The sequence below is a fragment of the Alteromonas sp. KUL42 genome, assembly GCF_006538325.1.
GTDB lineage: Bacteria > Pseudomonadota > Gammaproteobacteria > Enterobacterales > Alteromonadaceae > Alteromonas.
The window spans coordinates 30,263-45,632 of sequence record NZ_BJKK01000011.1 but is presented as its reverse complement, the minus strand read 5'-3'; the positions used below and the strand labels follow the sequence as shown (position 1 = coordinate 45,632).

Sequence of the window (15,370 nt, the reverse complement as noted above, 5' to 3'; positions counted from 1 at the left end):
CTATGGTGAAAGAATTCACCCATTATAGATAAATATGCAAAAGATTATTCGTCGCCAAATTCTCTAATAATACTGTTGATAGTGTCTTTGGCATCACCCAATACCATGCGAGTGTTGTCTTTGAAGAATAACGGATTGTCTACACCAGCAAAACCCGCATTTGCAGAGCGCTTTAACACAAAAACAGTTTTGGCTCTGTGCGCCTCAATAACAGGCATACCGTAAATTGGACTGCCTTTCATTTCTTTCGCCGCAGGGTTTACTACGTCATTCGCGCCAATAACGATAACCACGTCGTAATTTTCCATTCGAGGATTCACGTCATCCATTTCATAGAGTTGATCGTAAGGAACATCCGCTTCTGCAAGTAGCACATTCATATGGCCTGGCATACGTCCAGCAACCGCATGGATAGCGTAATCAACAGTACAACCATTGTCTTCCAAGAGTGACTGCAATTCGCGAACCGCGTGTTGCGCCTGCGCTACCGCCATACCATAACCAGGTACAACAAGTACGGCTTGTGCAGCTTCTAATACATAAAATGCATCTTGTGCTGATAGTACCTTAATTTCGCCTTCAATCTTCTCACCCGCTTCAACTGGTTTTGCAAAACCAGACAACAGCACATTCATCAAGGAACGGTTCATGGCTTTACACATAATATTGGTAAGGATAAGCCCTGAAGCCCCTACTAGAAGACCGGTAACAATCAAAATAGTGTTTCCAGTAGCAAGCCCTGCTGCTGATGCAGCCACACCTGAATAACTGTTAAGCAATGCGATAACAACGGGCATGTCAGCACCGCCAATAGAAATAGTCGCCCACAAGCCAAAGCTGAGTGATAAGGCAATAGCGCAATAGATCCATAGGGCATTACTAGGGTCAGTAGTGAATAAGTAGCCCACAACTACCATGCCGATAAGGTGTAAAATACTTAGTTCGCGCAGTCCGGTAAAAATGACGGCTTTAGAGCTCATCTTGCCCGACAATTTACCCCATGCCACAACCGAGCCTGAGAAAGTTATCCCCCCAACCAAGATAGTGAAAAATAAGGTAATGAAAGTAAATGCACTTTCAGTATTTAGGGCAAGTGCACTCATGCCAGCAAGTGTCGCCCAACCAAGTAGTAAAGATGCTGCACCACCAAAGCCATTAAACAAAGAGACCATTTCTGGCATTGCGGTCATTTCTACTTTTTTGGCTTTCCAAGCACCGTAAGCGCCACCGACAACGAAGCCCAGTAGAATGTAGTGATAACTTAGAATTTGCTGATCAAGCAGTGTTACAACTACGGCAACTAACATACCGACTGCGGAAACAAAGTTTCCTTTCTTTGCAGTATCTGGATGACTGAGTAGCTTTAAACCTATAATAAATAGTGCCGCAGCAACTACATACGCAAGATTAATTAGGGTTGCGATATCATTCACTTGCGTACTCCTTATTTATTTTTCTTTTTGAACATGCCAAGCATGCGGTCCGTTACTAAGTAACCACCAACCACGTTAATACTTGCCAGTGCCACAGCTACTGTGCCCAAGATAGTCGTCAATAGGTTGTTATCACTGCCTGACGCTACCAAGGCGCCAACCAATGTAATACCAGAGATCGCGTTAGACCCAGACATCAGCGGAGTATGTAACGTAGAGGGCACTTTTCGAATTAATTCAAAGCCAAGAAAGGCAGCCAGCAGTACAATGAAAAGTAGATAAATGATTTCCATAATTAGGCTCCTTTGTACGCATTTAGTAACATGTCATTGATGATCTCACCGTCATGAGCAATCACACAACCGCTTAAAATGTCGTCGTCTAAGTTCAATTTGAAAGATTTGGTTTCATCGTCGAAGAATTCATCAACAAGGTTGTATATGTTGTTGGCATACATATCGGTGGCCGCTTTGGCAACACTTTGGCTCCAGTAGCCATTGCCGATAACCGTGACGTTATTGATATCAACGGTCTCACCCGCCACAGAGCCTTCCACATTGCCTCCTGAGGTTGCCGCCATATCTACAACTACGCTACCCGGTTTCATCAACCCCAAGGTCTCTTTTGAAATCAGTACGGGAGGCTTACGCCCAAATAGCTGTGCTGTCGTGATGACAATATCAGAATCTGCAATGGCATCTCGCTGCGCATCTTGCTGCTTAGCCTTTTGCTCATCAGTAAGTTCTTTGGCATAGCCATCTTTGGTTTGCCCAGTCTCGCCAATATCAATTTTAAGGAATTTTCCACCTAGCGATTCGACTTGTTCTGCCACCACAGGACGGGTGTCGTATGCTAAAACATTCGCGCCTAAACGCTTGGCGGTAGCAATTGCCTGAAGACCCGCGACACCAGCGCCAATAATAAACACCTTAGCTGGCTTGATGGTACCTGAAGGTGTCATCATCATTGGCAGTATAGAGGGCAACTGATTCGCGGCTTGCATCACCATCACGTAGCCTGCAAGACTTGCTTGTGAACTCAGTGCATCCATTTTCTGTGCGCGAGAAGAGCGCGGGATCATTTCGACAGAAATAGCGGTTAACCCTCTTTCTGCAATCGATTCAACTAGCGGCTGCTGAAAGAAAGGGTCGAGGTGGCCAACCACAATGGCCCCTTTTTTCATCAACGCTAACTGCGCGTCTGACGGCTTGTTCACTGCTACTAACATGTCTACAGTTGATAAGATACCATCAACATCATCAATAATAGTAACACCAGCATCTTCATATTCTTTATCTGAATATCCAGAGAGCACACCTGCGCCTTTTTCAAGTAACAGAATTGCTCCTTTCTTCACCAGTCTCTGTGCACTACTTGGCGTAGCAGCACATCGCTTTTCCACATTATTTAGCGGATCTGGCGTTTTAGACTCATTTAATATTATGATTTTCACACGCATCTCCTCACGTTTAGGTCATTCGAGAATGACATTCTTTAGACAGGCTCAAGCTATTTTATTCACTTATGTCTAGCATTCCCTAGCGAAATTAAAATCAAACTTACCAACACCCACCTTTATGGAGACCTCAGTTAAGCACCCTACTTAGTCGATAATTCAGACTAAATCACCGCAAAACTACGTCATTCGGGCATATATAACCAGTATCATTTACTTACCTCTCATAACTAATATTTATATAAAATTGGCATACAGGGAATAAATGAAACATATCAACCACCATACATTAAGTGAATACAGCCAAAAACGAACAAAAAACACACAAAAGTAAAGGTGATTTGCTGATTCAAAATGCAGAGAGATTGCTCTTTTTAAATTTTTGTTAAATTAATTTGGGGGATTTTACAAACCGTGTCGTCTTGAAGAGTTAACAGCGAAATGCTGTGAGAAAAGCCACGTGGGGTGCACACCATTTGGCACATTAAAACTAACTTTTAGGACACACACCATCATGTATAGGAAAACCAAGCTTGCATGCTCAGTGGCAGCAGTTTTAGCGTCAGCTATTTCTGCAAATAGTGCATTTGCCCAAGACGCGCAACCCAGCAATGACGTAGAAGTGATTGAGGTAAGTGGTATTCGTTCATCGGTTGCAAAATCAATGGATGTTAAACGCAGTTCTGCTGGCGTAGTTGACGCCATTAGCGCAGAAGATATTGGCGACTTTCCCGATACCAACTTAGCTGAATCACTACAGCGTATTACAGGCGTATCTATTGACCGCTCAGGCGGTGAGGGTCAACTTATTACCGTTCGTGGTTTTGGACCGCAGTTTAATACGGTGCTTGTTAACGGCCGTCAAATGGCATCTGAAAACGATTCGCGCGCGTTTAGCTTCGACACTATTGCCTCTGAGCTTGTCAGTAGCCTTGACGTACATAAGACGTCTACGGCTACAATGCAATCAGGTGGTGTGGGTTCAACTATCAACATCAATACAGCACGTCCTTTCGCGCTAAACGGCTTCAAAATGGCTGGCTCTGTGAAAGGTGTTTACGACGAAAACAGCGAAGACACTACGCCACAGTTTTCAGGACTAATTAGCAACACCTTTAACGATGACACTTTTGGTGTGTTACTGGCAGTTTCACACCAAGAACGTAAAACACGTCTTAATCAGGCGCAAATGGATGGTTGGCTTGAAAACGTTGGTGTACCAAACCCCGTGACTGAATCGGGCGAAGCGTGGACAGGTAATGTATTTTCACCACGCAACTACGACCATAAAGTGACCTTTGAAGAGCGCACGCGTACCAACGCTAATTTGGTCTTCCAGTATGCCCCTAATGACAAGCTCGTGGTTACTGCAGATGCACTTTATTCAGATTTCGATGTTGAGTCAGAAGCCACCTCTTATGGGCACTGGTTTACTGCGCCTAATATCCAAGGTGTTGGAGATGATGGTAGTTTATTTGATGCAAACGGCAATCGCCGCAGCCCAACCGTTGATGCTAACGGCACTATCGTCGACTTGTATCAAGAAGTGGGCTTGGCAACGGATATGCACGCCAAAACGTTTGACCGCTTGACCGACACTTATGCGGTAGGTCTTAACTTCGATTATCAATATTCTGATAACTTGAACTTGTCATTCGACTTAAGTCACTCAGAAGCAGAACGTGAAGCCAATAACGGTGGCGGCGACCAACTATCACTCATTGGGTATGCGAACCGTGTACGCTTTCAAGTTGATGACAACATCTTACCAGTGGCTAGTATGTTTGCCTCGCCCAACGCGAATATCTATAGCGGGCAACAAGAACTGAATGGCGCTATTGTTACTGGTCCAGACGGTTTCCCTATATACAACCCTGCACTAACGCCTGACGGAGTAAGCAATCACCTTGACGAAGCCAACAGCCGCGCCCACGTAATGCTACGTCGTGGATGGGCGGTGGAAGACGAAGTAAGCCAGCTTCGCTTTGACGGTGAATATGTCACAGATGGCAGTGGTTTGACTGAAATTCGCTTTGGCGCACAGTACAGCACGGAAACTAAGTCGTTAACGCGCTGGGACAACGAAGGTGTTGGTATTCACTGTTCTTACTGTGGTTACCCTGATTTACCTGAAATTCCAGCAGGCAGCCAATACGTTTTTGATGCCGGTAGCGACTTCCTGTCTGACGTAAGTGGCAGCGGTCGTATGCCAACCTCTTGGTTAGCCCACAATGGCGAAGCCAACTTTGCGTTTCTAGAGTCTTACTACCAAAGCGTTAATGGCGAAGCCATTAGTTTTGATGCGGTGCGTCGTAACAATAGCTTTGAAGTGGAAGAAGATATTATCTCTACTTACTTAGAGTTCGACTTTGAAGGCGAAGTTGCAGACATGCTTTTAAGCGCAACCGCAGGCGTGCGCTACGAAATGACAGACGTGACCGTTAACGGCACACAAGCCCCTATTACCGGCCTTACCATTTTGGATCAAACCGAAATGCTAGCCGGGTTTGGTGACGCACAAAGCATAGCCACTGAATCAGACTATGATGTGCTGTTGCCTAACTTCAGTGTACGTCTAGAAATAACTGACGATTTAATTGCGCGCTTTGCGGCGAGTTCAACCATTACTCGACCAACGCTTAATAGCATGTCGCCAGTAACGGTTATCACCACAACACGTCAAGGCGGTGATTTAACGTCGACCAGTGGTAACCCAGCACTTGAGCCGTTTAAATCAGATAACCTCGACTTATCACTTGAATACTATTACGACGAAGCAAGCTACGCCTCAATTGGTTACTTCAGAAAGCTGGTTTCTAACTTCATCGTGAACAGTCAAGAAGACAAAACCTTTGAATTGGCTGATGGTAGCTTGCTGACTGACCCGTCAACGGGCAGTAATGCAGGCGCGCCAGATGCCGGGGACGCCGTAGCGGTATTTACAAATACGTTACCAAACAATGGTGAAGACGCCACGGTGGACGGCTTCGAGCTTGCCCTTCAACACACATTCGATAACGGCTTTGGTGTACTTGCCAACGGCACCATTGTTGACAGTGATGCCGAGCTTGATCCATTCGATATTAACCAAGTATTTGCGCTAACTGGGTTGAGTGATTCTTACAACTTAGTGGCTTTTTATGAAACTGACGACTATCAAATTCGCCTTGCCTACAACTGGCGTGACGAATTTGTTCAGTCGTTAACACAAGGGCAGGGTGACGGTCCAACTATTGTTGAGTCTTATCAACAACTTGACATTAGCGGTAGCTACAGCGTGACAGACAATGTAGAAGTTTTCTTTGAAGGTATTAACCTAACAGAAGAGTTCGTACATAAACGTGGTCGCTTCGCTAATCACTTGTTGTTGGTTGAAGACAGCGGCAGACGTTGGGCTTTCGGTGTGCGCGGAAACTTTTAATTTCGCGTATTTAGGGCCAGCGATTGTTGGCCCTACATTCGTGGCTACCACTTGGTAGCCACAGTTTTTATTCAGGAACTCGATATGACAACAGCAACTCCCATAACGCACATTGTAGTAGTCGGTGGCGGCAGCGCAGGGTGGCTTACGGCTGGTCGTATTGCAGCGCAACATCAATGCGCTACCCGCAAAGACATTAAAGTAACCTTAGTAGAAAGCCCCAATGTGCCTATTATTGGCGTGGGTGAAGGCACGTGGCCTACCATGCGCTCTACGCTTATTGCGCTGGGAATAAGTGAAACCACATTTATCAAAGAATGCGATGCCACCTTTAAGCAAGGGGCCAAATTTGCAAAGTGGACGACCGGTGGAGAAGACGACTTCTACTATCACCCACTGATGCTGCCGCAAGGGTTTTCACAAGGGAATTTGGGTCCTTACTGGCAAACGGTAGCGCCAGATTTAAATGAGTCATTCTCACAAGCCGTATGCGTTCAAGAAGCCATATGCGAAGCAGGTTTAGCACCTAAAAGCATTCGTCACGCAGAGTTCGCAGGCACGGCAAACTATGCCTACCATTTGGACGCAGGTAAGTTCACTACATTTTTAACCAAACATTGCACTGAAAACCTTGGTGTTAACCATGTTCTAGCCGATGTAAGCCAAGTACAAAGTGCAGATAATGGCGACATTGAGGCGCTTCACACGCAGCAAGGCGTGCTGATTGAGGGTGATTTGTTTGTAGACTGCACGGGCTTTAGGTCGCTCTTGTTGGGCGAACACTACAAGGTGCCCTTTATCCCCTGCGACGATGTGTTATTTATCGACCGAGCGCTAGCGGTACATGTACCTTACGATAACGCGCAAAGTCCTATTGCGTCACACACTATTTCCACCGCACAAGACGCCGGTTGGGTGTGGGATATTGGGTTACAGTCCCGTCGTGGTGTAGGCCACGTATATTCAAGCCGACACCAGAGCAAAGACGACGCCTATACACGACTAGACACCTACGTACGCCAAACCAGTGCGTTAGATGGTATTGATGATTTGAACGTAAAGGACATTACCATTCAAAGTGGTCACAGACAGCGCTTTTGGCAAAACAACTGTGTTGCCGTCGGCTTGGCAGCGGGCTTTTTAGAGCCCCTTGAAGCCTCAGCGCTGGTATTAGTGGAACTGTCTGCGTCTATGATTGCCGAGCAACTGCCCGCAAACCGCGCGGTTATGGATATTGTGGCTAAACGCTTTAACGATACTTTTTCGTATCGCTGGGCACGCATTATCGACTTTTTGAAGCTGCACTATATGTTAAGCAAGCGCTATGATAGCGCGTTCTGGCGAGACAACCGTGATAGCCAAACTATCCCTGACTCACTTAAAGAGCTGTTGGAACTGTGGCAATACCACCCGCCAAGCGATAAAGACTTCACCAGTAACAACGAAGTATTCCCAGCAGCAAGCTATCAATATGTGCTCTACGGCATGGGCTTTACCTCTGAGCTTGGTGCACATCAGCAGTGGGTGAATGCCGATTTTGCCCGCCAACAGCTAACGCAAAATAGAAAAGCACGCGCCATGGCCGTAGAAAAGCTGCCACAACATCGCGAGCTAATTAATAAAATTCACCAGTTCGGCTTACAAGCCGTTTAATCGACTAACCAGAAAAAGGACCCGCGTATGACAAACATGGTTGCTATTAATAATAAAGCGCATGCAGGCCTTAAAGTCACTAACGACGCTTTGAACCTTAGCGCTAATCAGCACCTAGTACCTGTTGTAGTATCAGAGCTAAACAAACTTGTTGTGCACTACCCTGTTGTGATCACCAAACTAGATGACTCGGGTCAATTTGGCTTATCGGCGTTACTTGGGTTTGAAGAAAATGAGAATTTGTTTTGGCAACAAGGCCATTGGGATGGGGTTTATATTCCTGCACAGTTTGAGCGCCTGCCTTTTTATGTGGGCACAGAGCCGTCAAATACAAACGCTCAGGCTAACCGTGTGCTGTGCATCGATATGGATAATGCATCGGTCAATGAACAAAACGGAAGCCCACTTTTCGATAACATGGGTGAACCAACGTCTTACCTTGTGGAAAAACAGCAAATATTGGCGCAGCTGCTTGATGGCGAAACGCAAAATCAGCGCTTTATCGCCGCGCTAGTGCAACACAACCTTATTACGCCATTTACCTTAGAAATTACGTTTGAGAACGAAAGCAAAACGTCAATTACCGGGCTGTACACCATAGACGAAGACAAGCTTGCGGCACTAAGCCCACAAGCCATTGCCGATTTACATGCGCAAAATTTATTGCAAAGTATCTATACGCTGGTAGCGTCAAACGCACAAATTTACGCGCTTATTGATAAAAAGAATAAAGCCAACAAAAACGCAGACGCATGGTTTCAAACTACAAACTAATTAACGTGGGCGAACACGCCACGCCGGTCATTGTGATTGATGACTTTTTGCCTGATGCGCAAAGCATGGTCGACGTTATCGCGCAAAGTCATCGCTTTGAGAAAAAAACAGATGACTTTTACCCTGGTGTAAGAAGTCATGCACCCGATGCGTATGTCGCTCACCTGCATCACATTTTGCCCGCACTTTTCGCTGAATTAAACGGGGCTTTGGTCGATATCTCTCAGCCTCAGCTGGCAATGGCGCAGCTTTCTATTGCCAACCAACATCCAAGCCAGCTATCTCCCATTCAGTGTATTCCTCATATTGATACTCAACGTGATAATGAATGGGCATTAGTTCACTATTTGTTCTGCGCTCCTTTAGGGGGCACAGCCTTCTATCGACACAAAGAAACGGGGCTAGAACGGGTTAATGCTAGCCAATATCATCACTATTTTTCTACGCTAAAGCGCCAAGCCACCTCGGTGGGCTTGCCCGCTAAAGCGTACATCAATGGTGATACCGCGATGTTTAAACAGATCGCCTGTGTAGAGGCGCAGTTTAACCGCGCGCTACTCTACCCCGCGAACTTGCTGCATAGCGGCTGTTTACCTGATGACATAGACCAAACTGCTTCACACGGACGTCATCTCGATATCAAACATGCGAGGCTAACTGCCAATGCCAGCATTCTTTTTAACTAGCACGCTTGTTGCCGTGTAGTTAGAAAGCTTATTGAGAAGCGCCCTTAGCTGACAACTTAATAGAAGCAATCTCGTTGTCACCCTTCACTTCTATTGGCTGCGTTAGCCCATCAATAGCAAAGGAGACTTTTTCATAGCTTCTACCACCATGCTCTCTGGCTACTTCCACATGCAAAACGAGCGGTTTATCAATGACTGTATTGCCGTAATCATCCAGCCCATCCCATGCGATATGAAGCGGCGTGTTTTTCTTAGTTGCGCCGGAAAAGCCATCGATTAAGCTTTCGCTATTGCGGCCAGCTTCTTTTCTACCAACTCTGCGCCACCAAGTGCGCAATTCGCTTAGCCAGCGTTCACTGGTACCTCGAAGCGCTAGGCTTTTAACTAGCCTATTTTTGTCGTCGCTTATCCACACACTGACGTATGGCCCGCGATAATCCGCAATATCAAACATAGGTAGCGCGACATCTATTAGTATTCCATTACTCGCCGTACCTGTTTCATCATTTACGGCCGTGCGAGAGGCAAAGGTATCACTTGTAAACACCCGTCCATTTGCATCGACTAGCTTTAGGGCAAGCGAGGGCTGCGAATTCACTAAATCTAGCGACTGCTGCGCCGGTTTGGTCGCCCCAAAATGTGACAGCAAAGCAGCATCAAATGCTGTACTCGCAAGAGCAATTACCTCAAAACGCGCATTTGGCCAACCATCGCTATGGCTTATCAAACCTTTTTCCTGCGAAGTAACATACCTATCAGAATAAGCTGGCTGCTGCCACGGCTTCAAATGTGCCAATGTCGCATTGGAAAAACCAATAGCATCTCCGTCAATCTTACTTTGCCATATCACATCGCTTGAAGAGACATGGGTTTGCAATGTATCCACGCTGATGTGAAAGTTAGCAAACCCTGCTGACGCAAGAAAGTCCGCAATACGTTCTATAACAAGTGCTGACGCAAAGGCAGATAGATCCCACTGGATAGGTGCTGAAAATTCAATAGTATTCTCTTTTTTAAAATGCACATCGGCTATTCTGGCTACACGAGCAAGACGTCTAACCTCTCGACGCGATAGAGGTTGAGTCGTCTTATTGTTTTTTATACTTGGAATTGGGTTTGTACCTTGGCCTGTACTTTTACCATGGCTGTAATCACGCCAATAATCATAGAGCGCACCATTGCGGCAGCTCACATTACCTTCGGTTTTATGAAACCATTTTTCGCACCGTTCAATGGCGTTATAAAGCCAGTTTGGCAATGGCGTATTTTCGCCCTGATTTAGTGCATAAAGCACACCATGAATATTATTTCTGTCGAGCGAAAAATAAGTATCTTTCACTAGTGCTTCAATATTGGTTCGCTGAACTTCATTTAGCGCACTATTGCTATTAAGTGTGATAACAGGGGATGATTGGCCATTTGACGCGGGAAATGTATATGACTCAGCAAAAGCCGAAACACTAGAGGCTAACGCCGCTAGTGCTGTTATTAACAATAAACTACGCAAGGCCATTATTCGCTAGCTTGTGCCGTAGTGGTAGTGTTTTGCTCACGATCTCGCGGCTTAGGTGCAGGGTCTGCAAGCGTTAGAAAGCCATCGCCGTTAGTGTCGTAACGATTAAAGGCTGCAAAGCCCGATACCATATACTCGGCAAAGGTCATCTTCTTGTTTTCGTCAGTATCTAACACCCCAAAACGTACGTAGGTTTGCTTAATTTGTCCGTCGTACGTTTTTTTAATTTGAGCATCAAGTCTATCTTCAAACTCTAGTACATACTCTTGCTCGGTAAGCATCCCGTCGCTGTTTTCGTCTGTACGCTGAAACTGTGCTTCGCGAACAGCGTTAAACTCGTTTTTGGTCACAACATCATCGCCATTTTGATCATAAAGCGTCACAAAGCCTTCGATATTGTGACTTGTTGGCATACGTAACATAGGGCGCTGCTTTAGTGTAGGCGCGCTATCGGCATCGCTTTGCGAGGTGCGACGTGGGGCGGGTTCAGGATCACCTTTCGCCACAACGCCATCTTTGTCGGCATCCATACGGGCAAAGCTGCTTTCGCCCACGGCTTCGACTTCGTCTAAAGTAATGCGATCATCGTCATTTTTGTCTACCGCGTGAAATCTGATATGCGTTTGCTTCACCGAGGCTTTTCTGTCTTCAGCCAAGCGCATTTCCATTTTGCCTTCCCACTCGTACACGTACTCGCTCTCATCAAGCACGCCATCACCGTTTTTGTCAGACGCGGCAAATCGCGCGCGGCGTGCATCAACAAATTCCTCTAAAGGCAAAGACTGATCTTTGTTTAAGTCGTAGGTAAGAATGATACCACTTGCGCTATGCGGAGCTGCGGCTACAGTGCCTCCTAAAGCCACGGCGCCTGCTGCGATAAGTAGTGCGGTTTTCACTGCTGCGGTTACTTGTTTCATTGTTGTTCTCTCCGGTCTGCGTTGTGATTAAAAGGCTTCGAAAGAAAGCGTGGTGGTATAGCTATAAGTAGGTACATCTGCGTCTTTTGGCGCATCGGTACGCAAGCGTACCTGCATCAAATAAACGCCCTGTTTTGCCGGGGTGAATGACGCTTCTCCGGCGTTGTTCGTGGTGACTTTTTCCACATCCGACTCTTCGGCAAACTGGTCTTTGCCTTCATAAAAAGCCACTTCGTGGTTTGCAACCGGTTCGCCGTTGTAAAGCACGTTAAAGTCGAAACTCTCGCCGCTAAAAAGGCTGTTTGGGTGCATAACGGGGACTATCTCAAGCCCTTCATTGCGCGGTTTAAGGGCAGTCTCAGTCGGGCCTTTTTTGGTGACATAGGTACTGGCGAAGGTAACGGACTGAAAGTGTTCAGTAAGCTCTGCACCTTCTGGCAATGGTTCATCATTGCCGCGCATTGAGCCTCGTTCACCATCTTTCATATAAACACGAAAGACTGCGCCCATTCGCTTACCGGTAGAAAACTGATACGTACCCTCTTCTTCTAGGGTGTGCTCAAGCACATTGCGTGTAGACAAGTTAACCACCTCATCCACATTCTGTTTTTTACCACTTGGCGTTATCACTTCAAATGACGCGTTAGAAACGGCCGCTTCTGGCACGAAGAACTGTTCTGCGAACGAAGCGTCTAACGTTACTTTGCCACCGCGAACAGGTTCAAATTGAAGTGGCTTTAGGTAAGCAACGTGAGCCAATGCACTGCCACTAAGACAGCTAGCAAGCAACAAGTTAAGGCTGATAAGCGAGTGTTTTTTCATGGTGTTTTTTTGTTCTGGTAGTGAAAAAGTGAAAATATACTATTGCAAATGATAATTGTTATCAATAGTATTTAGATCAAATTTTGACACTGGGATGTGTCGGATCTCGTTTTGACAGGCACGAGAAAACAACACGAAACACTTCATTCACACACTAATTTATTTGGGAAAGACATGACTTTTAGACTCTCTTTAGTTTCTATCGCATTGGGCTGTGCACTATCACTACCTACTCATGGTCAGCAAACTGAACTTGCAGTGACCAAAGTAGAAAGCGAAGAAACACTGACAACTACAGTAGAAGCTGTACTGGATACCGACGCCCTGTCAAAGCGTTCAATTACAAACATTGAAGACACCGCGCGCTACATTCCGGGTGTTCAGGTAAACGACACTGGTAACCGCTTCGGTAATGATGGCTTTAACATTCGTGGTCTTGAAGGCGATGCCGTTGCAGTAACCATTGACGGTATTGGTCAGGGTGAAACTCTTAACCCTGGTTCATTTGCAGCTTACGGTATGTTTGGCTCGAGTCGCGGTGAGGTAGAAATTGAGCACGTAAAGGCCATCACTATTACTAAGGGACCTAGCGCGGTGGCACAAGGCTCAGGCTCATTGGCAGGCTCAGTCACGTATGTGACCAACGATGCCGCCGATTTTTTAACAAGCACTGGCGACGACACAGCCTTTAAACTTAAAACCGGGTTTGATGCGCGATCTGACGAGTGGCTTGTTCACGGTACTGTAGCCAATAGAATGAATAACCTAGAATCGTTAGTGCAATACACAATGCGCGATAGCAGCGAGACACAAGCGCATAGTAATGGAGATGCCATTGAGGGAGCGGGTCGCGGACAGGCAGATCCAATGGACTCACAATTGGACGCTGTGTTGATTAAACTGGCTTACAATTATTCAGACCACCAGCAATTCGGTGTGGTGTATGAAAACACCCAGCGCGATACCGACGGTATCCCACTGTCTCGAGAAAGCAGCAGCTATTTTGACTTTACTTCACAAGACGAAAATAACCGCGAACGACTTGGTGCATTCTATAGTGCAGATAACGTGCAATCTGCCCTAGCAGACAGCATCGATATACGACTAAATTACCAAGAATTGTATACAGCGGGTGTAACCAACTTTTTGTTTGCAGCTGGCCCCACCGCGCCTATTTTACGCTCTGAAGATCGTAATTTCACTCAAGAACAAGTAAGCCTGAATGTCGATATCGCTAAGTCAATTAATGGCGATATTAATCATGAAATTATTTATGGTCTGAGCTATCAGCAAGTTGATGCCAGTGCACAAATGTACGACCGTCGTTATGCAGGCGCTACAGTAAGTGCAGGTATACTCGACGGCTACCCTATTCGCGACCAAAGCTTTGTACCAGAGTCTGAAAAAACGGTAGTTACCGCTTACTTTGCTGACACTATTACGCTTAGCGATGTACTCACCGTAAATGCAGGTCTTAGATACGATACAACAGAATACACGCCAACTATTGACGATACATTCTCTGACCCAACAGGACTAAGTATTCAAGATGCTGACTTTAGTGCTGTAGTAGGAGAACTGGGTGCAACCTACACCTTTGCGCCGGGTCATTCATTAAATGCGCGAATTGCGCAAGGCTATCAAGCCCCTACACTTCAAGACCTTTACTTTGGCACTAACTCAGGCGACGAAGCAGTAGATATTGTGACAGGTAACACATTTATTGACCTCGACCGTATTGCAAATGGTGAGCTAGAGGCGCAAGAGTCGATGAATTATGAGCTTACCTACATAGGTAATTTTGAAAAAGGCAACGTAAGTGTGTCTGTATTTAGAACCGACTACACCAACATGATTCAAGATGAAACTTTCTCAAACCCTTATGATGCTGTGCTCACTCAGCAAGTGTGTAGTCGCCTTGGTTGTAACATTGAAGTAAGCAGCGAAGATACCTTTACACAACCTCAAAATACAGGAGAAATTACCGTTGACGGTATTGAAGTATCTGCCTCTTATGACTTCACAGCCAACTGGCGCGGGCAATTTGCTTACACCGCATTAGACGGTGAATACGACACGGCGTCGAGCTTTAATGATGCCGGTGATGATTTAGAAACTATTGCACCAGACACCGCCACCATGACGCTGTCGTATGTGTCTGACAACCGTGACTGGGGAGCCGAACTGGTTGCCATTACCAGTAAAGGCGTAGAAGAAAGCAGCCAGACTAGCTTCACCTCTCTAAACAATGGCGACGGCCCTGCTTATTACCCAAGTGGTTACACCGTATTTGATTTAATGGCGTTTTACGATATTACTGATAACTTACGCTTTACCACCGCGATTTATAACTTAACTGACAAAGAGTACTATCGCTGGGAAGTAATGAATAACGTGCGCACGGGTACAGGCGGCTTTTTCTCTGGCGTTAGCGACAACGGCTATCAGCGTTTCTCAGAACCAGGTAGAAGCATAAGCGCCTACGTTACGTATCAGTTTTAATTGCTACACGGCGCATTAAAAAAAGCGAAGCTCACCTTATTCAGGTGGCTTCGCCATTTCAAGCAATACGATGCTTTACTTGAAAAAGCGATGCATGCTCAGCGCAACGGCGATATAAAAACCTATTCAATGCTTACTGCCAAATCGGAAGCGTTTTGGAAAGAAATTGAGCGTTTAGAAAACCCTAAATAGG

The 15,370-nt window shown here is 46.0% G+C and carries 12 protein-coding genes; 6 read left to right on the top strand and 6 right to left on the bottom strand.

All coding sequences use genetic code 11. From position 1 onward, the window contains the following. Positions 1–44: 44 nt before the first annotated feature. Genes EYR97_RS14710 through EYR97_RS14700 form a run of 3 tightly spaced genes read right to left on the bottom strand, consistent with a single transcriptional unit; the run spans position 45 to position 2,886 of the window. On the bottom strand, positions 45–1,433 hold the full coding sequence (locus tag EYR97_RS14710) for an NAD(P)(+) transhydrogenase (Re/Si-specific) subunit beta (RefSeq protein ID WP_131094420.1): 1,389 nt from the start codon (positions 1,431–1,433) through the stop codon (positions 45–47). Positions 1,434–1,444: 11 nt separating this feature from the next. Continuing rightward, positions 1,445–1,726, bottom strand: a complete 282-nt coding sequence (locus tag EYR97_RS14705) for an NAD(P) transhydrogenase subunit alpha (RefSeq protein WP_131094419.1) — start codon at positions 1,724–1,726, stop codon at positions 1,445–1,447. A 2-nt stretch (positions 1,727–1,728) separates the two neighbouring features. After that, the gene (locus EYR97_RS14700; protein ID WP_131094418.1) at positions 1,729–2,886 is read right to left on the bottom strand and encodes an NAD(P) transhydrogenase subunit alpha; all 1,158 of its coding nucleotides are present in this window, start codon (positions 2,884–2,886) and stop codon (positions 1,729–1,731) included. Between the two features lie 517 nt (positions 2,887–3,403). Here EYR97_RS14700 and EYR97_RS14695 point away from each other — a divergent pair. The 4 genes from EYR97_RS14695 to EYR97_RS14680 all read left to right on the top strand — a co-directional run bounded on the left by EYR97_RS14695 (position 3,404) and on the right by EYR97_RS14680 (position 9,423). Beyond that, complete coding sequence (locus EYR97_RS14695) at positions 3,404–6,310, top strand: TonB-dependent receptor (RefSeq protein ID WP_131094417.1); 2,907 nt, start codon at positions 3,404–3,406, stop codon at positions 6,308–6,310. A gap of 84 nt (positions 6,311–6,394) precedes the next feature. Then, positions 6,395–7,963: a tryptophan halogenase family protein gene (locus tag EYR97_RS14690; RefSeq protein WP_131094416.1), complete on the top strand. Its 1,569-nt coding sequence runs from the start codon at positions 6,395–6,397 to the stop codon at positions 7,961–7,963. Between the two features lie 27 nt (positions 7,964–7,990). Then, positions 7,991–8,737: a SapC family protein gene (locus tag EYR97_RS14685; RefSeq protein ID WP_131094415.1), complete on the top strand. Its 747-nt coding sequence runs from the start codon at positions 7,991–7,993 to the stop codon at positions 8,735–8,737. Then, on the top strand, positions 8,716–9,423 hold the full coding sequence (locus EYR97_RS14680; RefSeq protein ID WP_131094414.1) for a DUF6445 family protein: 708 nt from the start codon (positions 8,716–8,718) through the stop codon (positions 9,421–9,423). Before EYR97_RS14685 ends, EYR97_RS14680 begins: the two co-directional genes overlap by 22 nt. Positions 9,424–9,451: 28 nt before the next feature. Here the strand turns inward: EYR97_RS14680 and EYR97_RS14675 are convergent, their stop codons facing one another. From EYR97_RS14675 to EYR97_RS14665, 3 genes are read right to left on the bottom strand one after another with little or no spacing between them, the layout of a single operon-like run. After that, entirely contained in the window at positions 9,452–10,936 is a 1,485-nt protein-coding gene (locus EYR97_RS14675) for a DUF2271 domain-containing protein (protein ID WP_131094413.1), read from the bottom strand. After that, positions 10,936–11,853 (bottom strand): calcium-binding protein, encoded by a 918-nt coding sequence (locus EYR97_RS14670; protein ID WP_131094412.1) that lies wholly within the window; start codon positions 11,851–11,853, stop codon positions 10,936–10,938. The genes EYR97_RS14675 and EYR97_RS14670 overlap by 1 nt, the downstream gene beginning before the upstream one ends. 27 nt (positions 11,854–11,880) lie before the next feature. Next, positions 11,881–12,675 (bottom strand): DUF4198 domain-containing protein, encoded by a 795-nt coding sequence (locus tag EYR97_RS14665; RefSeq protein WP_131094411.1) that lies wholly within the window; start codon positions 12,673–12,675, stop codon positions 11,881–11,883. A 174-nt stretch (positions 12,676–12,849) separates the two neighbouring features. On the opposite strand from EYR97_RS14665, the gene EYR97_RS14660 reads away from it, so the two are divergent. Further along, entirely contained in the window at positions 12,850–15,177 is a 2,328-nt protein-coding gene (locus EYR97_RS14660) for a TonB-dependent hemoglobin/transferrin/lactoferrin family receptor (RefSeq protein WP_131094410.1), read from the top strand. Continuing rightward, positions 15,178–15,369, top strand: a complete 192-nt coding sequence (locus EYR97_RS14655; RefSeq protein ID WP_131094409.1) for a DUF6435 family protein — start codon at positions 15,178–15,180, stop codon at positions 15,367–15,369. Position 15,370: the final 1 nt, after the last annotated feature.

Coding starts and splice junctions, on each gene's coding strand:
- EYR97_RS14705 (WP_131094419.1), bottom strand. CDS start 1,726: ATGGAAATCATTTATCTACTTTTCATTGTACTGCTGGCTGCCTTTCTT.
- EYR97_RS14695 (WP_131094417.1), top strand. CDS start 3,404: ATGTATAGGAAAACCAAGCTTGCATGCTCAGTGGCAGCAGTTTTAGCG.
- EYR97_RS14690 (WP_131094416.1), top strand. CDS start 6,395: ATGACAACAGCAACTCCCATAACGCACATTGTAGTAGTCGGTGGCGGC.
- EYR97_RS14685 (WP_131094415.1), top strand. CDS start 7,991: ATGACAAACATGGTTGCTATTAATAATAAAGCGCATGCAGGCCTTAAA.
- EYR97_RS14680 (WP_131094414.1), top strand. CDS start 8,716: ATGGTTTCAAACTACAAACTAATTAACGTGGGCGAACACGCCACGCCG.
- EYR97_RS14675 (WP_131094413.1), bottom strand. CDS start 10,936: ATGGCCTTGCGTAGTTTATTGTTAATAACAGCACTAGCGGCGTTAGCC.
- EYR97_RS14670 (WP_131094412.1), bottom strand. CDS start 11,853: ATGAAACAAGTAACCGCAGCAGTGAAAACCGCACTACTTATCGCAGCA.
- EYR97_RS14665 (WP_131094411.1), bottom strand. CDS start 12,675: ATGAAAAAACACTCGCTTATCAGCCTTAACTTGTTGCTTGCTAGCTGT.
- EYR97_RS14660 (WP_131094410.1), top strand. CDS start 12,850: ATGACTTTTAGACTCTCTTTAGTTTCTATCGCATTGGGCTGTGCACTA.